We start from the raw sequence: 21,061 nt of genomic DNA, 5'->3' as shown, positions 1-21,061 counted from the left end.
GAACTTGTCATGAAAAAATCTATTTTTAAATCATATCTCATGTGGATATTGGTGGTCATCATTTCCGCCGCAGGGATTAATTTTCCTGCTCAGGCCCAAACCACGGGCAACATCAGGGGTAAAGTGATTGATGAGCAGGGCGGAGCATTGCCGGGGGCCTCTGTAAAAATTAAGGGCAGCAACAAAGGGACTTCTTCTAGTACTACCGGCGACTTTCAACTGAATGACCTGAAACCGGGTAGTTATGTTGTAACTGTATTTTATATGGGTTTTAGTCCTGTTGAAACTAATGTGGAGCTTAAAGCCGGACAAACACTGGTACAAAACATTAGACTGGTTACGAGCAGCGTTGCTTTAAAAGGCGTTACCGTGTCGGGCGTGATGGAAGGTCAGCAAAAGGCCTTGAACCAACAAAGAAACGCAGATAACATCAAACAGGTGATCTCTGCGGATTTGATGGGCCGGTTTCCTGATCTTAACGTCGCCGAATCATTGCAAAGGCTTCCGGGGGTGACCATCGGTCGTGAACAGGGTGAGGGCTCAACTGTGCAATTGCGTGGTACACCGGGTGGCTATACCAATATCAATATTAATGGTGAACAGATTATGGGTACCCAGGAACTTGGGCAGCGGAATGCACAGTTGGACCTGATCCCCGCCAATGTGCTGGCTTCTATGGAGGTGGTTAAAACCTTAACCCCTGATCTGGATGGTGATGCGATCTCGGGTGCTATCAACTTAAAAACTCCGACCGCTATCAGTTTAAAGCCGCAATTATCGGTCGACCTTGGCGGTGGCTATAATAAACTGCGTGACAATTCAAATGGCATTGGTAACATCAGCTTTGGCCGTCGTTACGGTGCAACGGAGGATATGCCAAACGGTAAATTGGGTGTTACGGTTTCCGGTAGTTATTACAAAACAAACAATGGCTATGACGAGATCAACGCACAGGCCTGGCAGTTGAAAGATTTTGCTGATGGAAAGGGCGGTATCTATTTCCCAACTGATATCCGCCTCGTTTATCTGGAAAATGAGCGTACCCGCATGGGTGCCACAACTACATTGGACTATAGTTTCAGTCCTACTACTTCAATCGTGGCGAACTTAACTTTCAATAGTCTGGACAATGATGCTACCCGCTACCGTAAACGTACCCGTATGCAGACTGCCAATACTACATTCGCAAACGGTGTTTATACCACTACCCGGGGCAGAGGGTACAATGAGGTGCTGGACAGACAGATGCGAAACAATAACATCAATTTTAGTCTGGAAGGTGAGACCATGTTAAGTAAGGTTAAGCTGGATGGAGGAATATTTATTACCGGTTCTAATTTTGATCAGCGTGCCGCAGCCTATAACTATATTACCGGGAATGTCCCTCTGACGATTACCAATATATCAGGTGATTATATCCAGGCAACAGGCTCGACAGATGCCAAAAATAATGCAGCTTTATACAACTATAATACCATTGAAGCGAATGACTTTAAAACAGAAGGTCGCAATTTTGTGGCTCGTGTAAACCTTACTTACCCCTACAAAATAGGTGATAATGATGCTTATTTTAAGATGGGTGCAAAGGTGAAAAGAATGAGCAACAAGCGTTTCAGACCATTAAGTACATTTGTAGCGAACTATAGTGGGCCTGCTGGTGTAGGTAATCTCAATAATTTTAAAGGAGATTCAGAAGTTTCCGCTGATTTTCTGGACAATAATATCAGTTTCGGTTTAGGCGTGGATAAGGACGCTACAATAGGCTTTTTTCATGGCAACCCTTCTTATTTTACGCAAAATGCGGATCAAAAACAAATATCAATTGATTCGTACTTTTATGATGCAGAAGAGAATGTGGTAGCCGGATATCTGATGAACCGCATTCAGTTCAAGAGATTGATGTTGTTAGGAGGTTTGAGGGTAGAGCGAACAGATGTTGATTACGATGCGAAGCTGGTAAATCAGGATGGTGATGGTAAACTGACTTCATCGGTGCCCGTTAATTCCAAATACAATTACACCAAATTTTTACCAAATCTGCAGGGTAAGTATGATCTGACCAAAAATATGGTAGCACGTGGTGCAGTATCTTTCGGTTATTCAAGACCGAACTTTAACGACCTGGTGCCAAGTCGTGTGGTGAGTATCCTGAACAGGACATTAACAGATGGTAATCCTGATTTAAAACCCGCATTTGCGACAAACTACGATTTCTCCATTGAACAATATTTAAGTAATCTGGGTATCCTTTCTGTTGGGGCATTCTACAAACACATCAATAAGTTTCAATACAACAGTGTGGTTACTTTAGCAGGCACAGAGTTTCCTGATGCTGCTGCTTACAAAGATTATCTGTATTACAAGACTTACAATGGAGATTTGGCCAAGGTAATTGGTGTTGAAGTTAATGCGCAGACCAACCTTACTTTTCTTCCCGGCATCCTGAAAGGAATTTCATTGTATGCCAATTATACTTATACTCATTCAAGGGCTGATGCATTGGGAAGGAAAAAACTCCGTTTACCCGGACAGGCTGATCATACTGCTAACGGTTCTATTTCTTATACTTTAAAAGGCTTTACGCTACAAGGAAACCTGAATTATAATGGGGCCTATACCTCAACATTAGGTACAGATGATGCGACTGATGTGATCAGGGCCGCACGTTACCAAGTGGATGTGAACGCTTCTTTCCGGATCACCAAAGGCCTTACTATTTATGCCGAGGGTGTAAACCTGACAAATGAACCACAGGTAGAATATTTTGGAGAACGTTCCCGCATTTTTACGAAAACATTTTATGATTATTCGGCCCGTGCCGGATTAAAATACCGCTATTAAATGACGATGATTAAAGAATTTTTAAAAGACCATTTACAGGTTAAAATTTATTCAAATAGGAGGGAAATGGGCATCAGCGCTGCTAAAATGGCAGCGCAAGGCCTCAAGGAATTGTTGCGACAGAAAGATGAGGTCAACATCATATTTGCTGCGGCGGCTTCTCAGCTGGAGTTCCTGGAAGCCATTGTCCTGGAAAAAGATATAGAATGGGTCCGGGTAAATGCGTTTCATATGGATGAATATACGGGCTTGCCAGTAGCTCACCCACAACGTTTCGGAAATTTCCTAAATGAGCGGATCTTTTCGAAGCTGCCGCTGAAAAAAGTTTACTACCTGAATGAAGAAGGCAATGATACCGAAGCTGAAAGTATACGGTATGCTGCATTGCTGCAAAAGATGCCACCGGATATAACGTTTATGGGCATAGGTGAAAATACACATCTTGCATTTAATGACCCGCATGTAGCCGATTTTAACGACCCTGTGCTGGTGAAAATCATCGACCTGGATGAACCCTGCAAGCTTCAGCAGGTACACGATGGCTGTTTTGCTACAGTTGCTGATGTGCCTTCGTATGCTTACACCTTAACCATCCCGGCCTTATTGCAGTCGGCGTATATTTTCTGCATGGTTCCCGGTAAAAATAAAGCACAGGCAGTGAAGCATACGCTGACTGAAGCCATTAGTGCAAAATATCCATCTACTTCGTTAAGAGATCATGCTGATGCCATCTTGTTTTTAGATCAGGACAGTGCTGTACTCATTCTTTAAAAAATTAGGCCATGAACTTATTCCGCAAGATATTTTTAGGTATAGGAGGTACGGCAGTCTTAACAGGAATGTCATTAAAGGTATTCCCGCAGGAAAATGATGGCTTGTCTGTCGCAAAAAAGGTTGCAGATAAGGTCATTGCCGATACCCATTTTGCTTTTACGTTAGTGCCTCAAAAAGAAGTGCTGGGCTTGCAGGTGGTCGATTTTAGAAGTTTGAGGCCTGTTTCAGGGCAGCAGGTCTATGCCAAGAGCAAGCTTACCGCCATTAGCGATACCGTCCTTAGCTTTGGCCTCAGCTATGCCGGTCAGATCAGCATCTGGATCAACAGCAAGCCAGTGTATGATGGAGAAAATTCTGTTGTTAAAATCCCTAAAGAGATTTCCTATAACCGGTTTACCTTTAACCAGCGGTTTTCTACTGGTTTAAAAAAAGGGGATAATGAAATTGTGATCCGTTATACGGCCGTTGAGGCCGGACTTCCAGTCGTATTTTTAATGCCAGCCACAAAGGAGGGCGACCTGGATACAGCTGCAAAATTCGGCTCCGGAATTAAAGAGGAAAGCCAGAATACTGCCTGGATGCTTTTAGGACCACTTCATAAAACGCAGCAGCTGAGTTTGCATGCCGGACTACCTGATTACCTGATGGAAGGTACAGGGGTATTAAACTGGGCTAAAAGTCCGCAACGTTTTATACCTGAGCTAGAAACACCGGCCAATGCCGCCTATCAGCGTGATCCCTACACCGACTGGCATTATTCGCATGGTGCAATGGTTTGGAGCATTATGGCACTGGATGCAGACGGAAAGTATAGTGCTTTTGCAAAGCAATACATTGATTTTACGCTGCAACAGATACCTTATTTCGGTTATCAGTACAATTCGCTATTCGCCTGGCGTGGAAGTTACCATAGGATTTTCAGACGCACCATGTTGGATGATACGGGGGCACCAATTTTACCTTTTTCGGAATGGTTGTTAAGGGAAAAGAATGCAGCCGTTAAAGAATTGGTGATGCCTATAGCTAACTATGTAGCGAACGAACAACACAGACTAAAGGACGGTACTTTTTGTCGGCCTGAACCTGTGGAGTTTACCGTATGGGCGGATGACTTGTTTATGGGGGTGCCCTTCCTGTTGCAGATGGCAGAAATTACCGGTGATCGCAAATACTATGATGATGCCAGTAACCAGGTTTTAAACTTTAGAAAATACTTGCTTGACCCTGCAACAGGATTATACAAACATGCCTGGTTTAATGACAAACGGCAACAATCTGCGGCCTATTGGGGGCGTGCCAATGGCTGGGTTGCCTGGGCTAATGCGGAACTGCTGGCGAAGCTGCCAAGAACGCATCCCGCCTACAAGCAGGTACTCCGGAATTTCCGACAGGAGATGAAAGCATTGATCGCTTATCAGGATAAAAACGGCTTCTGGCACCAGGTATTGGACAGACCTGATTCATACGAAGAAACTTCCTGTACGGCATTGTTTACAATTGCCCTTGCCCGAGGTGTTCGGGAAGGCTGGTTAAATGCGGCTTATAAGAAAAACGCTCTTGCCGGCTGGGAAGCGGTTAAGACAAAAATTGATGAAAATGGTGTGGTACATGGCATTTGTCAGGGTACCGATATCGGTTACGATCAGGAGTTCTATATGAAAAGAAAAACGATAGACAATGATCCCCGTGGCATGGGCGCTGTGATTACTGCAGGCATAGAAATATCAAAACTCCGGAAATGAGCAGACAACGGAAATTAAACCTGGTATTTTTAATGTGGACTGTAATGGGCCTGGTTTCCTGTACTGAAAATGTCGGGCAGAATTTATACCTGTACGATATGGGAACCGAAAACTCGGCTGTTGAAAAAGGGTATATACAGGTTACGCCGGTTAGTACTTATACTGAAAAAGACGGTTACGGTTGGTTAAATAAACCTGCAGGGGCCTTTGATACCCTTGCCGGGAAATGGAACAATGGCCTGAACAGGGATGGGGTATGGGCAAAAGACAGTCTTGTTTTTAAGGCAAACATCCCCAATGGGGTATACCTTTTAACGCTTACCTTGGGCGATAATACTGAAAAACAGTTAAACCAATCTGTTTATTTTAATGGAGCACTTATTGCAGGTTCGGTGATCACACCCTGGTACCGTATTCCCTTTAAAAGTGTAAATAAAAAAATAACCATCAGCAATGGAGTAGCGGTTGTAAAGATTAGCTCCGCATCGCTGGCGGCAGTTCAAAACATTGAATTTCGGCCTATTACCAGGCAAAAGATCAGCACGCTGACCGGGTTTGAACCAGATACGGTTGCCGTAAAACATTTAAGGGGAGATTTTGCCGTTAAGTATTTAAAAGCTAGTTACTATTATGACCTGGGCGCCTGGTCGAAATCAGCCAAAACTTCGGGCATCAACTTTACATTTAGAATGTACCTCGCAGCAGATATGCTGGAGCAGATTGCCGCTTTTGAAAATGATCCTTTATATGATAAAGCCATTTACCTGCTGGCTAAAATCCATTATTGGTTAGACCAGGAAGACAATGATCCTTATCATGAAGCTGAAGCCAGAAAGTATTTTACTATCCTCAAAAAGAAATACCCGGACGCGGAACTAATTAAGATGTACCTGGGTGAGCAGATCCCCTTTGAGGTGGCTGATCATGTTGATGGAAAAGGTGCACCACAATGGGCGGTGAAGCAGCATGAGGCTATGCAAAGAATGTTGAAAATCATTTACTGGTGGGTAAATGAACGACAGGAGGCGAATGGCGAACTGGGTGGTAAATATGGTGATGATGTGGAAATCCTACGTTGGTGGCTGCCTGCAATTTTAGGTGCGGACGATGCTACGGCAAAAAGAGGGTACATGCGACTGGCGGATGGGGTTTGGAACAGTGGTATCATGGAACGTGGCTTTGCTAAAAAAATTGATGATGTAGAACATGCTGCAGAACTGTTTCGTGATACACATCCTTCGATGTTTATGATCCGTTATGGAGATCCCGAATACATAGAACGCTGTCTGATCAGCATGCAGAATTTTGAAAAAGTATGGACAGGTATTACGCCTAAGGGGCACCGTCATTTTAAGTCCTGCTACCTTTCTGCAACTGCAGTGCTGGAGCAGGCGCCCATGAATGTGGATGTCCCGCTTAATGCAAGAGCAGTTTTGCCGGGTTTATGGGCGGCCTGGTATAACCGGAACCCTACATTGATTAAGCTATTTAGTGAATGGGGCAATGCCTGGGTAGCAGATGCTGCCCGTACCGATGGAGGAAAGCCTGCGGGTGTATTGCCTGCGGCAATTGCTTTTGCTGATGATGGGATAGGGGCGCATACGGGTAAATGGTATGACCCTGGGCTGGAATACGATTATTATAAATGGGAGAGCTTGGGTCATGTCAATGAAATGCAGGCGCAATTGATTGGCATGTACGGTATTACCAGCAATACAGCTTTTTTAAAGCCTGTAAATTCTTGTTACGACCTGATGATCGGTGCTGCCCAGGAGAAACTACCGGAGAATCCTGAACAAGGTTCATTAAATTGGGTAAAAAAGGTATTGTTGCAGGGTGGGGTAGATAAGGGCGGAGCAGATAATCCGATGACTGATGTTTTTGCTATGGCCGGGCGGATCAGCAACAGTTCTAAGTATGATGAGTTTATTGCGCTTCATGGTAATCCTTATAACAAATATCTGGTTAACAAAGATCCGGAAACCATCAATAAAGGCTTTGAGGAATTGCTAAACTCGCTAAGGTATAATTTTCCGCTTTTAACTACTGAAGTTAAATATACTGACCGTGTTTATGTACGGGGTAGCGAGCTGCTGTTTGGTATGTATACCGGGCATTTTGGTTCGGGATACGAATACCCCTCAACAGTGGCCACCTGGAAAAATACAGGGCCGGATATGGGCGTATTCGTCCGTCATGGTGACGCTACATCGGCAACAGTTTCTCTTTACAATTTTGGGGAAACCAGGACGGTAACCATGCAAACCTGGCTGCTGGAACCCGGCACTTACAAACTGAGTAGCGGCACTGATACCAATGATGATGGAGAAATTGATGCAGATCAATTGGAACGGATCCTTGTGCTGAAGGAAAGGGTAAACCAGGTGCAATTGCAGGTGCCCGCAGGGAAACTCCAGGCGGTGAGGATTGAACAGTTAAAAGCATACCCGAAGATTGAAGCTGCGGCTGATGTGGCACTTTCTGATCGGGATATCTCAATTGCTAATGATCAGCTCAGTGTTAAAATCCATAACGTAGGGAATGTGACGGCCAAAAACATCAGGGTTGAACTGTGGGCTGGATCGAGAAAGATCGGCTTGAGCAAAATAGCAGAGATTCCCGCACCAAATGACTTGGTTCCACGCTGGAAAAAAATCAGCTTTAAAATCAATACTGGCATGGCAATATCAGCGATTTCAGTTAGGGTATTTACAGATCATCCCGAAATTACTACACTTAACAATACCGCATCCTATCGTTTAACCCCGTAAATACATATATTATGGCAGGATATAAGTTAAAAATATTGTTCATCTTATTGCTTATCGGGCTTGCGTCATTATCCGCTAAAACCCAATCTGTTAATCTTAAAAAGGAATATGGGAACACATTGGTTCAGCTAGCTGATGTATTGTTGCAACACCAGTTGAAGGAAAAGGGTATGCCTGGTTTTGGTGCACTTAAGTGCGACTATGACGGAGTGTTACACACCAGGGCCTCAGAGTCGGTATATCCTTTTGCTGTGGCCTATAAAATTACCGGTGAGCGTAGATACCTCGAGGCGGCGATCCGCACCGGCAACTGGCTGATTCAGCAGCAGGAGCAAAACGGAAGCTGGAAAGAAACGCCTGAAGAATGGACGGGTACTACGACTGACCAGGTTTTAATGCTGATGCTGGCCTGGGACAATATTGCTCCTCAGTTCAGCAAAACTGAAAAAGACAGCTGGCGCAACGCGATACATCAAGCGGTTGATTATTTGCATGGGGTAATGACACCCGAGTTTGCCAGTATCAATTATGTGGCAACCACTTGTGCGACCCTGGCGAAGGCAGGCACTTTTTTTAATGACCGCAAATATGCTGACAGGGCGAATGAACTGGCACATCGCACAGTTTCCAAGATGGATGAGGACGGCTTTTTAAATGGAGAAGGCGGGCGTACCCATGCCAACAAACTGGGTGTAGACCTGGGCTACAGCATGGAGATGTCTTTATGGGGCCTGGGCCTTTATGCAAAATTAACTGGCGATACCCTGGTTAATAATGCGGTTAAACATGCGCTGAAAAGCCATCTTTATTTTATTTACCCTGATGGTTCGCTGGACAATTCCTGGGGCATCCGCTCCAATAAGTGGACTACCTATGGGGGAGCCACCTCTGATGGTTGTCAGGTTTTATTTTCGCTATATGCAGATGAAGATCCTAGGTATGGTGCTGCTTCGTTAAAAAACCTGGAATACCTACGCCAAAATATCCTGCCGAACGGACTCATCGGCTATGGGCCGCAACACGAAGAAGTGATGGATCATCCTCCTTGTATTTATCCAACTTTTACCAAGGCCAAGAACCTTGCTATGGCTTATGAACTGGAAACAAAGCTAAGCAGGGTGCTAGCGAAATTGCCAACGGAAGAAAGTGGCTGGGTAAAATACTTTAAAACAATTGATGTTGCTCAGCTGCGTACCGAAAATTTTATGGCTACCATCACTTCTTATGGCTATAAAGATTATAAAGCCGGGGCAAAAAGCAAATACATGTATCGCCCGGCGGGTGGAACGATTTCTGCTTTATGGGTAAAGGATCATGGTTATTTGACTGCATCAAGTGTAACGGAATACTCCAGACCTGAACCGATGAGCTTTCCTGAAGCACCTGGCGTCAGGTCCTTAACTCCAAGAATAGAGTTTACCGATAGTCTGGGTTATTTTACGAATCTGTTTGAGTTCGACAGCAGGATGGAAGCGAAGCAGGCAGGTAGCAACAGATTTGAAGTCAGCGTTTCTGGCGAACTGAAGGATAAGAACTGGCTGGCGGCAGGCGTTGGCTACCATATGAAATATCTCTTTTCCGATAGTGCCGTAGTAAAAACAATCAGATTGGTTTATCATGATGCCTGGCCGGTGGTAAAAATCATTGAACCCATTATTCATTATAAAGGGATGGTATTTACGAAAATCGATGCTTATACGGTTTTGATCAGTGCGGGTAAACATAAATTCAGGTTTAAACTGCTTTCTGATAATGTGGTATTAAATATGGGTAAGGATGGGGAACATTATTGGGCACCATACCCGGCATTGAAGGCCTTTCCTTTGGAGCTGGAGATTCGGCCTCCAGCGGATGGTTTTAACCAGGAAATAAGGTATGAAATTTTAGTGCTTTAGGGAAAAATTACCTTCTTAGAGGAGGCCTCAGGCGCTGTTGCCCTTCAGCAACAGATGGCAGACTCCGAAAAGAACGGTTATTTTTTTAACTTGGCTTCGTTCCAATAAACATCCATTTCTGCCAAGGTCATATCTTGTAATTCTTTGCCACTTTCTTTGGCTTTGCTCTCTAAATATTGAAAGCGTTTAATGAATTTTTTATTGGTTTTTTCCAATGCATTTTCTGGGTTAATATTGATGAAACGTGCATAGTTTATCAAAGAGAATAACAAATCGCCAAACTCCTCTTCAGCCTTTTCAATATCAATAGCCGAATTATCAACGACATTAAACTCCGCTTTAAACTCTTGCATTTCCTCTTCCACCTTTTCCCAAACCTGAGACTTATCTTCCCAGTCGAATCCAACACCTCTTGCTTTTTCTTGTATGCGGCTTGCTTTTACTAACGATGGCAGACCGGCGGGTACACCTGCTAGTACAGATTTATTACCTTCCTTCAGTTTAATTTTCTCCCAGTTGCGTTTTACATCCTGTTCATCCTGCACTTCTACATCACCATAAATATGCGGGTGACGGTTAATCAGCTTGTCGCACACGCTGTTTAATACATCTACAATAGTAAAGTCATTGGTTTCCGAAGCAATGCGTGCGTAAAACACCAGGTGCATCATTACATCACCAAGCTCTTTTTTTACCTCATCAAGATCGCCTTCTAAAATGGCATCCGACAGTTCGTAGGTCTCTTCGATAGTAAGGTGTCTCAAGGTTTCCATGGTTTGTTTTTTATCCCATGGACATTGTGTGCGTAGGGTATCTAAAACGTTTAATAATCTAAGGAAAGCTGATGATGGATCTATTGCGGTAACTGGAGGTATATTATTGGGCATTGTTAAGAATTATTTTACGATGTTAAAGGTAACCATCATTGTGGTTAAAAAAAGAACCAGCAGGCCAAATAGGAAGATAAAATCGGCCGACCTCTCTAACTTGTTATTTAAGTCTCTTTTTTTTCGCATAGAGAGAAAGGAAAGAATGGAGCTGGTCATGAATAAAATAATGGCCAGCGCTGTGGTTTCATCAATCAAAGTACTATCCTGCATTTTTGATACTTTTATGGAGGTAAGTACAATAAAACACAGTCCAAGTAAGGTGGCGGATGTATTTAGGATATGGGGTGATTTGTTCTCTTCCATAAATTGGACTATTCTTGCTCTTCGAGTTTTATTTTCTTGGTGATGCGGTATACCCTTCGTTTCTTTAAAGGTTTTTCTTCGCTCCCCAATAAAACTCCCCATGGCTTTAATTGGTCAACTTTATCAAAAATGATTTTAAGTACGGCAAGGTAGGGGATACACAGAAACATACCTGATATGCCCCACATCATTTCGCCAATCACAATGCCAATAAAGGCAAATAACGCATTGATTTTTACTTTTGAGCCGACCACTAATGGCATTAATACATTTCCATCAAGTGCATGAACAGATACGAAAGCAATTATAATGAGTAAAACTTTGCCAGCTCCGGCGGTAGCAAAAGTGATGAGTATACTGATCAGTAATGCGGTGAAAATACCTAGATAGGGAATGATATTAAAAATCCCTGTAATCAGACCAAGTAGAACGGCATATTTTATATTCAATATCAAGAGTATAATGACCATTAATATGGTCACAATAAACATCTGTAAAAATAGACCGGTAACATATTTTTTTATAATGTATTGTACCTGTCTAACCACTTCACTTACCTTTTGTGCATGTCTTTCTTCGAAAACCGAGGTCAGGAAATTGAAAAGTACGCCACGATAGTTAAGGATAAAAAAGGTAAATAAAAGCAGGAAAAATAGGAATAGGAGCGTAGAGGATAAAGTAAGTAATGTAGCGCCAAGTACAGATGCACTTGTGGACAATGCACTACTAGCGCTATTTTTAAGGTAATCTATCTGTAATTGGGTATTAACATTGAAGGTCTTGGAAATCCAAAGTTGTATATCGTGAAAGGAGGTTTCAGCCTGGTGTTTTAATAATGGCCAGTCTTTCCAGAGATCGGTAAGCTGATTGGCTAGAAAGTAAAGTATACCTGTAATGACAACAATCATCAATACTACGGATACAATGGAGGCAATACTTCTTTTAAATCGCCATTTTTGCTCCATGTAACCGGCAAGGGGTAGTAGCAACAAAGCCAGTAAAAAGGAGGTAAGCAAGGGGGCCAGCAGCGTTTGTCCTAAAATAGCCAGGTAGCCCAAACTAATAATAGAAAATAACACCATTGCTAATTTGGTGTAAAAAGGCAGAGAGATGTTTTTCATTTATAGATGGGTTAATGATTACGTAAATTAACCAAAAACAAATGCCTTGCCAAGATTAAGAAAGAATAATATTTTACTGATGAAGTTATTTATGCTTTTGTAGCCCTTAGCATTTCTCTTTTTCCGGGAGCACCTGGTAATTTCTCTATACTAAAGCCAATGCTTTTTAAGGCGCGCTTTAACTTGCCGGTAATGGCATAGGTTACAAAAATGCCGGATGGTTTAAGAAATTGACAGACATGGGCAATGATTTCATCGGTCCACATTTCGGGTTGGTGCTGTACCGAGAAAGCATCGTAATAGATCAAGTCGAACTGCTGCGCTGTTTCGTACCGATGTAGGTAGGTGTGTACGATTTTTAATTGCTGATCTGGCAGGATGCTTACTGCTTGTTGTAGGGCTTTGCCATAATTGTTGATCACCCCGTCCCATATCGCCTGTGGCACATAGTTATTATATCCTGTTGATTCTAGCTCTTCGATTTGTAGAGGGAAGGCTTCTAATGAGGTATAATTAAGCTTTATTTGATTTTCCTGGCAATAATCAGCACTTAGTAAAAAATTAAGACCTGTACCAAAACCAACTTCAAGAATACCAATCTCCTGACCGGGAAAACTAGTAATGGCATGTTTTAGTCCGGCATCAATAAATACATGTTTGCTTTCTTGTAGGGCACCATGTTTGGAATGGTAATGTTCGCCAATGCTTTCGTTGTATAGCGTGTTCGAGCCGTCGGCAGTTAAAGTGATCTTATTCATTCCTGCAAACTTAGATAAAATAGTTTTTAACTTAGTGCTTATTAATTACTGTTATGGATATAGAATCATTGAGAGACTATTGTCTCAGTTTGAAGGGGGCTACTGAAGGAATGAAATGGGATCATCTCTGTTTTATGATAGAAGAGAAGATTTTTGTGCTTGCGTCATTAGCCGATGAGCATCTTTGTCTGAAATGCGATCCAGAGGATTTTGACGAACTTACGGCACGACATGGCATTAAGCAAGCGCCTCATTTTGCACGTAGGCAATGGGTTGTGCTAGAAAGTCTGGAGGTCATGCTTGATCAGGAACTGCAAAAACGTATTGCCGAATCGCGTACACTGGTTTTAAGTAAGCTGCCTAAAAAAACTCAGGCAAAATATCAATGATGGACTACTTGTTAAACCAGTAATAAATTTTGATCAAATTAAGTTTTCTAAGGATGGTACCAGTAAAGGAAAATACATTTATCGTCTTCATCTCTTCTCGTTTTATATGTATTTAACATATTTTAACAAAAAATATTGTGTGATTGTAAAGTTTATGTTGTAAACTTTTTGCGTTGACCGATGTATAATCCGGTTATTACCAGTAATGTGCCTGCGATGGTGTATAGTGTAATAGGCTCATTTAACAACCACCAGGCGTAGAAAAAGCCAAACAAGGGACAAAGAAATAGCCATAGCGAAGCTTTTACAGTATCTATTTTTAACAGGTAAAACCAGCAGATCAATCCCACTACAGAAACGGCTAAGCTAAGCCAAAGCACCGAATAAATTAACCTACTGTCAAATTGTATGGAAGAGAAATCGCTCATAGAAAAGGTGAATGGTAGTAAGAATAGTCCACCAAGCGTTACTTGCCAACCATTAATCAATAGGTTGGGCAGTGTCCATGTAACACGCGCATAATAAACACTGGCAAAGGAAACAGCGACCATGCTTAACATCAATATAGTCACGCCGAAAATAGAGGTGCCGCTATTTTTAAGCAATGGATAAGTGGCAAGTGCGATACCTGCCATACCAATAATGATACTTATGATTTCACTTTTGGCGGGTTTTCGACCCATTAGCCATGAGGAAAGTAAAACGATCAATAAGGGATTGGTAGAAGTGGCCAGACTGCCGATACCGGCAGCCGTATATTTCATGGCAAAGACATACATGCCAAGGTATACTGTAGTATTTAAAAAGCCAAAAATGGCTAGTTGTCGCCATTCTTCTGTATTGGGTAGTCGGTATTGCTTATCTCTGCTAATCAGGTAACAATAGCCTAGTAAAACCGCTCCGGCAATAAAGAAGCGAAGGTTTCCGAGTATTAAAGGTGGGGCCGATAGGATACCAAATTTGGTGGCTACAGATGCAGAAGCCCATAACATGGCAAATAATAAGCCGGTAAGTATCGTTTTCATTACGACAAAGGTAAGGTAAGAAGTAATGTTATTTGCAGCATTTTATATAAGTTTGTCCAAACTAATTTTTTATACGAATGAAGAAACTGATTCTGCTGATCCACCTGGTATCAATTGCTTTTTGTGGTTTTGCCCAAAATAAACAATTGACCATGCAGGATGCGATGAGCAATGCCCGGACCGTACTTGCGCCCGAAAACTTATCTCAAATTCAATTTATTTACGGAACTGAGGATTATGTATATGCCAAACGTGTTGGTAATACTCCGGTTTGGTTAAGTGGTAATGCTAAAACTAAAGAAGATCAATCATTTTTGACTTTAAGTTTGCTAAACCAAAAACTAAGGGCAGCACAACAAGATACTTTAAAAGTGTTGCCTATGATTCAATTTAATCAGGGTACGAATTGGATTTTAAACCTTAATGGTAGCAAAGTAGCGCTTGATCCGGTTAAAAATACAGTAGAAGTACTTGTTGATAAGTCGTTAATGGGGATGGCTAATGTTGAGGAAAGTAAAGCAGGTTATGTTGCTTACCTTGATAATTTTAATCTGTTTGTAGCTAAAGGTGCAGACAAAAAGCAGGTGACTACGGATGGTAGCAAGGATATTGTATATGCTTCATCTGTACATAGGGAAGAATTTGGTATTAGCAAAGGAATTTTTTGGAGCAATAGCGGTAAGCTACTTGCTTTTTACAGAATGGACCAGAGCATGGTTACTGATTATCCGATTATCGATTGGACTACAAGACCGGCTCAGAATGTGAACATCAAGTATCCTATGGCTGGCGATAAAAGTCACCAGGTAACGCTAGGGGTTTACAACGCTGAAACGAAGAATGTAGTTTACATAAAAACTGGTGAGCCTGTTGAGCAGTACTTAACTAATATTGCCTGGAGTCCAGATGATAAATATGTTTATATAGCAGTATTGAACCGTGGACAAAACCACATGAAGCTAAATCAATATGATGCGGTAACTGGTGATTTTGTGAAGACTTTGTTTGAAGAAAAAGATGAGAAATATGTGGAGCCATTGGTCCCTATGTTATTCTTAAAAAATGATCCTTCGAAATTTATCTGGCAAAGCAATAGAGATGGCTGGAATCATTTGTATTTATATAGTTCGGCAGGAAAGCTGTTAAAACAATTGACTAAAGGACCTTGGGAAGTGTTGGATGTGAAAAATTTTGATGCGAAAGGTGATCAATTGTTTTATGTGTCGACAGAGGAGTCGCCAATCACAAGAAATCTATATGTGTTGAATGTGAAATCTGGTAAAACCAGGAGAATTACACAAGGGTTTGCAGTGCACAATGCACAGGTAAGTGCCTCTGGAAATACCGTAATTGATAGTTATAGTACGCCTAATGATCCAAAGGTGATTCAGCTGGTAGAAACTGCTACTTTAAAAACTAAAGTGTTGTTAAAAGCTGCTAACCCTTTGGCTGCTTATGCAACGGCAAACGGTTCAATTTTCACCATTAAAAGCAAATCGGGTGATGAGCTGTACATGAATTTGTACAAACCGGTAAACTATGATGCGAATAAAAAGTATCCTGTGGTTGTTTATTGGTATGGCGGCCCGCATGCGCAATTGATTACCAATGGCTGGAACGGCGGTGCTGGCGACTACTGGTCGAGATATATGGCTCAAAATGGTTATGTAGTGCTTACAATTGATGTAAGGGGTAGCGATAACCGAGGTAAGGCTTTTGAACAGTCTATGTTCCGCCGTGCAGGTGATGTACAAATGGAAGATATGATGACTGCTGTTGATTACTTAAAAAGTCAACCTTATGTAGATTCAGCTAATATGGGTTTATTTGGCTGGAGTTTTGGCGGTTTTGCAACCACTGATTTCATGTTAACACATCCAGGAGTTTTTAAAGCTGCAGTAGCAGGTGGTCCAGTGATTAACTGGCAGTTCTATGAAATCATGTATACTGAACGTTATATGGATACGCCACAGGAAAATCCTGAAGGTTATGCAGCAACTTATCTGAGCAACAAAGTTGATCAGCTGAAAGGAAAGTTGATGTTAATCCATGGCCAACAAGATCCTGTAGTTGTACAGCAACATTCAGTTGATTTTGTGAAGCATGCCGTTGATAAAGGTGTGCAGGTTGATTATATGATTTATCCTGGTCATGAGCACAATGTAATGGGCAAGGATCGTGTGCATTTATATCAAAAGGTAACGGATTATTTTGAGGTTTATTTAAAGGGGAAAAAATAACCTATCTCTTCAATCGCTGGAATCTTTTGCCTTGAAGGAAGGCAAAAGTTCCTAGGCTCTTCAGAGAAGGTAATTTTTTATTCACTAGAGGTAAAGGGGGCAGTATAAAAGTACTGCCCCCTTTCTTTTTCTAAAAAAATTCAGATGCTCTGAGCTGACATGCAAAGATTTTGCCCTTCAGCAAAAGATTTGAGGAAGCGAACAGCATCTGTATTTTTTTCCTTAATTTTACGCCTTCAAAATCTGATACTTTCAAAATAATGAGCATTTCTACAAAATACGATCCGGCATCGACAGAAGATAAATGGTATAGTTACTGGCTTTCGAAGAAGTTTTTTCACTCTGAGCCAGATGAGCGTGAGCCTTATACAATTGTAATCCCGCCACCAAATGTCACTGGGGTCTTGCACATGGGCCATATGCTGAACAATACCATTCAGGATGTATTGATCCGTAAAGCTCGTATGCAGGGTAAAAATGCTTGCTGGGTACCGGGTACTGACCACGCTTCTATTGCTACAGAAGCTAAGGTAGTAGCCATGCTTAAAGAAAGAGGAATCAATAAAGCGGATATTAGCCGCGAAGAGTTTTTGAAGTACGCCTGGGAGTGGAAAGAGAAATACGGTGGTATTATTCTGGATCAGTTGAAAAAACTAGGAGCAAGTTGCGACTGGGACCGTACGCGCTTTACCATGGAAGATGATTTGTCTGATGCGGTTATTGACAGCTTTATCCACTTATATAAAAAAGGCTGGATTTATAGAGGTATCCGTATGGTGAACTGGGATCCGGCAGGTAAAACTTCTGTTTCTGATGAAGAAGTAATCCGTAAGGAAGTAAACCAGAAATTATATTACATCAAATATACTGTTTTAGGAAGTGATGACTTTGTTACTATTGCCACTACACGTCCGGAAACCATCATGGCTGATGCGGCAATTTGTATCAATCCAAATGACGAACGCTATACACACCTGAAAGGTAAAAAGGTATTTGTTCCTTTAATCAATCGTGAAATTCCGATTATTGAGGACGAATACGTAACTATGGATTTTGGTACTGGATGTCTAAAAGTTACACCGGCACATGATCTTAACGATTATGAATTGGGTTTAAAGCATAAACTGCCAGTTATAGATATTTTAAATGACGATGGTACGCTGAATGAGCTTGCCGTTATTTTAGTTGGCGAGGATCGTTTTATCGCTAGAAAAAAGATTGCTAAGCTATTAGACGAAGCAAGTCATTTAGAAAAGGTTGAAGATTATAAATCTCAGGTTGGTTTTTCTGAGCGTACGGATGCGGCTATTGAGCCTAAACTGTCTATGCAATGGTTCTGCAAAATGGACCAGATGGCTAAACCTGCTTTAGAGGATGTTTTAAATGGCGATGTAAAGCTAATCCCTGAAAAGTTTGTAAATACCTACCGTCATTGGATGGAGAATGTTCGTGATTGGAATATCAGTCGCCAACTTTGGTGGGGACAGCAAATTCCAGCTTGGTACGACAATCAAGGTAATTGGGTTGTTGCTAAAACTAAGGACGAAGCTTTGGTTGAGCTCTTGAAGCTTAAAGATCCTGATGGAAACTTTACTGCTGAAGAAGCTGCAGGTTGCAAAAGCCAGCTTGCGCCATTTGTAAAACAGGATCCTGATGTGATGGATACCTGGTTCTCCTCTTGGCTATGGCCAATATCTGTATTTGATGGTTTTAAAAATCCTGATAATCCAGATATCAATTATTATTACCCAACGAATGATTTAGTTACTGCACCAGAGATTTTATTCTTCTGGGTTGCAAGGATGATCATGGCAGGGCATGAGTTTAGAGGTCAGAAGCCATTTACCAATGTATACTTAACTGGTATCGTAAGAGATAAGCTTGGACGTAAGATGTCTAAGTCCTTAGGTAACTCTCCTGATCCAATTGGGTTGATTGAAAAGTATGGTGCTGATGGTGTGAGGGTAGGGATGTTGTTGTGCTCTCCTGCTGGAAACGACTTGATGTTTGATGAAAGCTACTGTGAGCAAGGACGTAATTTCGCCAACAAAATATGGAATGCATTCCGCCTGGTAAAAGGATGGGAAGTAGATGCTAATCTAGAAAATCCAAATAAGCAGGCCATATTGTGGTTTGAGAACCGCTTTAATGAAGCGCTTGCTGAAATAGAAGATAACTTTAAGCAATACCGTTTATCTGAAGCTTTAATGGCGACTTACAAGCTGGTATGGGATGATTTCTGTGCCTGGTACCTGGAAATGGTTAAGCCAGCTTATCAGCAGCCTGTTGATGCGGATACGCTAAAAGCAACTGCAGGCTTCTTCGAAAAGATATTAACCTTATTGCATCCATTTATGCCTTTCCTAACAGAAGAATTGTGGCATGATGAGCTGTTTGGCGAAAGAGGGGAAATGGAATGTTGTATTGTGGCAAACTATCCTGTAGTTGGAAGTGCTGATGCAACTTTACTTAAAGAAGTAGAAGTGATTAAAACTTTAGTAGGGGAGATTAGAAACGTAAGAAATACCAAGCAAATCTCTCCAAAAGAGGCTTTGCCTTTGGCTGTTAAAGTAAACTCTACACTTGACTACGAAAAGTGGTTAAATATCGTTTTCAAATTGGTTAATATCAACCAGGTTGAGTTTGTAAATGATAAAATCCCAGGAGCTGTAAGTTTCATGGTAGGTAACGATGAGTTCTTTATTCATTTGAATGAAGCTATTGATGCTGATGTAGAAATAGCCCGCTTAAACGAGGAGCTTGTTTACCTGCAAGGTTTCTTGAAGTCTGTTAACGCTAAGTTGAACAATGAGCGCTTTGTGCAGAATGCCAAGCCTGAAATTATCCAAAACGAAAGAAACAAACAGGCTGACGCTGAAGGGAAAATCAAAATTATTGAAGAGAGCTTGGCTGCTTTGAGTTAAGTGAAAAATAAAGGTAAAATAAACCATTCTCCTCCAAGTCTGGCATCTCTTCGGCTCCTGAAGGGGAGCAAAGAGCGCCTAGGTCTTGTCTGAGAAGGTATATTTTATTTCAAGCAAAGCAATGAAAATAAAAAAAAGCATGATGTCTATAGGCATCATGCTTTTTTTTATGCAGTATTTTAAAACAAAATATACCTTCTATGAAAAGGCCTCAGGCGCTTTTGCCCTTCAGCAAAAGATGCCAGCCTTAGAATAGAACGGTTTATTTTGCCTTTATTTTGAGCGTTACAGAGAATTCCTTAAGATCACTTTTGCGGGATCTCGCATTGCAACCGTGGTTCCTGTCAGAATAGCTTTAGCTGCTTCTTCTCCCATTTTGTTGAAATCTGTACTGATTACAGTAATTCCGTTTTCCAATATTTCTTTTACCGCCGTATCATTGTAAGAAATCAGACCGATATCTTTTCCTAGTGTCCATTGATTTTTACGTGCCAGCTTAATAATGGAAATATCATCCTGATCATATCTGCTGAATGTGATGTAAGCGTCGCCATTTTTACAGTTTGGTTCATCCACGGTGTTGTAAATGATATGTTTTTTACGAGTTAACTTACAGAAAGTCTCAAATCCATTTATTACCTCTTTGGCATGAAATGCTTCTAATGGTGCAATTAAAACTAATCTCGAGTATTTCTCTAGCTGCGGAAGGAGTTCCGTCAGCGATTCCTGAATATCTGTTTTATAATCCTGATAAATGCAGGTGTAATCTCCGGTTAGATTTTTCTCTTCATAATCCAGTATGATTCTTTTTTGTGAGGGAATGCGATTGAGCACTTCGGTAGTGTTGCCTTGTAAGAATGTTGTGATTACAAAATGAGTGTAATTGGGTAAATTCTCATCCACAAGTTTTTCGAATACCTTAAAATTATGATGATGAAAATATACGTCTACATCTGCCTGACCTTTAATCTTTTCTAAAAAAGACTGGTATACCCGATCTCTTAAGACATTCATTTTATCAAGGATCAGACATATTCGATAGGGCTGATATTGGGCCTTTTTCTTTACATAATAGCCTTTTCGGTATTCGGCTTCAATAATCCCTTTTTCAGATAAATGACTGAGGCCTTTTAACGCAGTTTCCTTACTGATTTTTAATTTTTCAATTAATTGATTTAAAGAAGGGAGTCTGTCGTTAATTTTGAGTTCGTCTATTTCAATGAGATGGTTAATATATTCTGCTAACTGCAAATACTTCATTCTATGTGTAGAAACAGGGGGGGAATCGGTCTCTATACTTTGTTTTTCAATTTTAGATTTTGAATTTTGAGGCATATATTTTTTTGTTGCGTTGCAAAACTAACTGATATTTTTGAGAAAACACAATC

Annotated in this window: 14 protein-coding genes; 8 read left to right on the top strand and 6 right to left on the bottom strand. The window is 41.3% G+C overall.

Features of this window, described 5'->3' with window-relative positions; all coding sequences use genetic code 11:
- The first annotated feature begins 9 nt into the window (after positions 1-9).
- Genes EZ444_RS11675 through EZ444_RS11655 form a run of 5 tightly spaced genes read left to right on the top strand, consistent with a single transcriptional unit; the run spans position 10 to position 10,023 of the window.
- A complete protein-coding gene (locus tag EZ444_RS11675) occupies positions 10-2,841 on the top strand; it encodes a TonB-dependent receptor (RefSeq protein ID WP_131608972.1) in 2,832 nt (943 codons plus the stop codon).
- Between the two features lie 6 nt (positions 2,842-2,847).
- Positions 2,848-3,612: a 6-phosphogluconolactonase gene (locus tag EZ444_RS11670; RefSeq protein WP_131608970.1), complete on the top strand. Its 765-nt coding sequence runs from the start codon at positions 2,848-2,850 to the stop codon at positions 3,610-3,612.
- A gap of 11 nt (positions 3,613-3,623) precedes the next feature.
- Positions 3,624-5,357 (top strand): glycoside hydrolase family 88/105 protein, encoded by a 1,734-nt coding sequence (locus EZ444_RS11665; RefSeq protein ID WP_131608968.1) that lies wholly within the window; start codon positions 3,624-3,626, stop codon positions 5,355-5,357.
- Positions 5,354-8,128 (top strand): tetratricopeptide repeat protein, encoded by a 2,775-nt coding sequence (locus EZ444_RS11660; RefSeq protein WP_131608966.1) that lies wholly within the window; start codon positions 5,354-5,356, stop codon positions 8,126-8,128. Before EZ444_RS11665 ends, EZ444_RS11660 begins: the two co-directional genes overlap by 4 nt.
- 11 nt (positions 8,129-8,139) lie before the next feature.
- On the top strand, positions 8,140-10,023 hold the full coding sequence (locus EZ444_RS11655; RefSeq protein WP_131608964.1) for a hypothetical protein: 1,884 nt from the start codon (positions 8,140-8,142) through the stop codon (positions 10,021-10,023).
- A 77-nt stretch (positions 10,024-10,100) separates the two neighbouring features.
- Here the strand turns inward: EZ444_RS11655 and mazG are convergent, their stop codons facing one another.
- The 4 genes from mazG to mnmD form a co-directional block, all read right to left on the bottom strand.
- A complete protein-coding gene (mazG, locus tag EZ444_RS11650; protein ID WP_131608962.1) occupies positions 10,101-10,910 on the bottom strand; it encodes a nucleoside triphosphate pyrophosphohydrolase in 810 nt (269 codons plus the stop codon).
- A 9-nt stretch (positions 10,911-10,919) separates the two neighbouring features.
- Positions 10,920-11,216 carry a hypothetical protein gene (locus EZ444_RS11645; protein ID WP_131608960.1) on the bottom strand — a complete coding sequence of 99 codons (297 nt, stop codon included), beginning with the start codon at positions 11,214-11,216 and terminating at the stop codon, positions 10,920-10,922.
- Positions 11,217-11,224: 8 nt separating this feature from the next.
- Positions 11,225-12,337, bottom strand: coding sequence for an AI-2E family transporter (locus EZ444_RS11640; RefSeq protein WP_131608958.1), 1,113 nt, complete (start codon positions 12,335-12,337; stop codon positions 11,225-11,227).
- An 89-nt stretch (positions 12,338-12,426) separates the two neighbouring features.
- Entirely contained in the window at positions 12,427-13,095 is a 669-nt protein-coding gene (gene mnmD, locus EZ444_RS11635) for a tRNA (5-methylaminomethyl-2-thiouridine)(34)-methyltransferase MnmD (protein WP_131608957.1), read from the bottom strand.
- A gap of 53 nt (positions 13,096-13,148) precedes the next feature.
- Between mnmD and EZ444_RS11630 the strand changes: the two genes are divergently transcribed.
- Entirely contained in the window at positions 13,149-13,484 is a 336-nt protein-coding gene (locus EZ444_RS11630) for an MmcQ/YjbR family DNA-binding protein (protein ID WP_131608955.1), read from the top strand.
- Between the two features lie 152 nt (positions 13,485-13,636).
- Here EZ444_RS11630 and EZ444_RS11625 read toward each other — a convergent pair whose 3' ends face one another.
- On the bottom strand, positions 13,637-14,509 hold the full coding sequence (locus tag EZ444_RS11625) for a DMT family transporter (RefSeq protein WP_131608953.1): 873 nt from the start codon (positions 14,507-14,509) through the stop codon (positions 13,637-13,639).
- A 77-nt stretch (positions 14,510-14,586) separates the two neighbouring features.
- Here EZ444_RS11625 and EZ444_RS11620 point away from each other — a divergent pair, with 77 nt between their 5' ends.
- Positions 14,587-16,749: a S9 family peptidase gene (locus EZ444_RS11620; protein WP_131608951.1), complete on the top strand. Its 2,163-nt coding sequence runs from the start codon at positions 14,587-14,589 to the stop codon at positions 16,747-16,749.
- 260 nt (positions 16,750-17,009) lie between these two features.
- Positions 17,010-19,673, top strand: a complete 2,664-nt coding sequence (locus EZ444_RS11615) for a valine--tRNA ligase (RefSeq protein WP_131608949.1) — start codon at positions 17,010-17,012, stop codon at positions 19,671-19,673.
- Positions 19,674-19,958: 285 nt separating this feature from the next.
- Here the strand turns inward: EZ444_RS11615 and EZ444_RS11610 are convergent, their stop codons facing one another.
- Positions 19,959-21,008, bottom strand: a complete 1,050-nt coding sequence (locus EZ444_RS11610) for a GntR family transcriptional regulator (RefSeq protein WP_131608947.1) — start codon at positions 21,006-21,008, stop codon at positions 19,959-19,961.
- Between the last annotated feature and the right edge of the window lie 53 nt (positions 21,009-21,061).

This window comes from Pedobacter hiemivivus, from assembly GCF_004331685.1.
Taxonomy (GTDB): Bacteria; Bacteroidota; Bacteroidia; order Sphingobacteriales; family Sphingobacteriaceae; genus Pedobacter; species Pedobacter hiemivivus.
The sequence above is the reverse complement of the archived record's forward strand: the minus strand, read 5'-3'. Positions and strand labels throughout refer to the sequence as shown.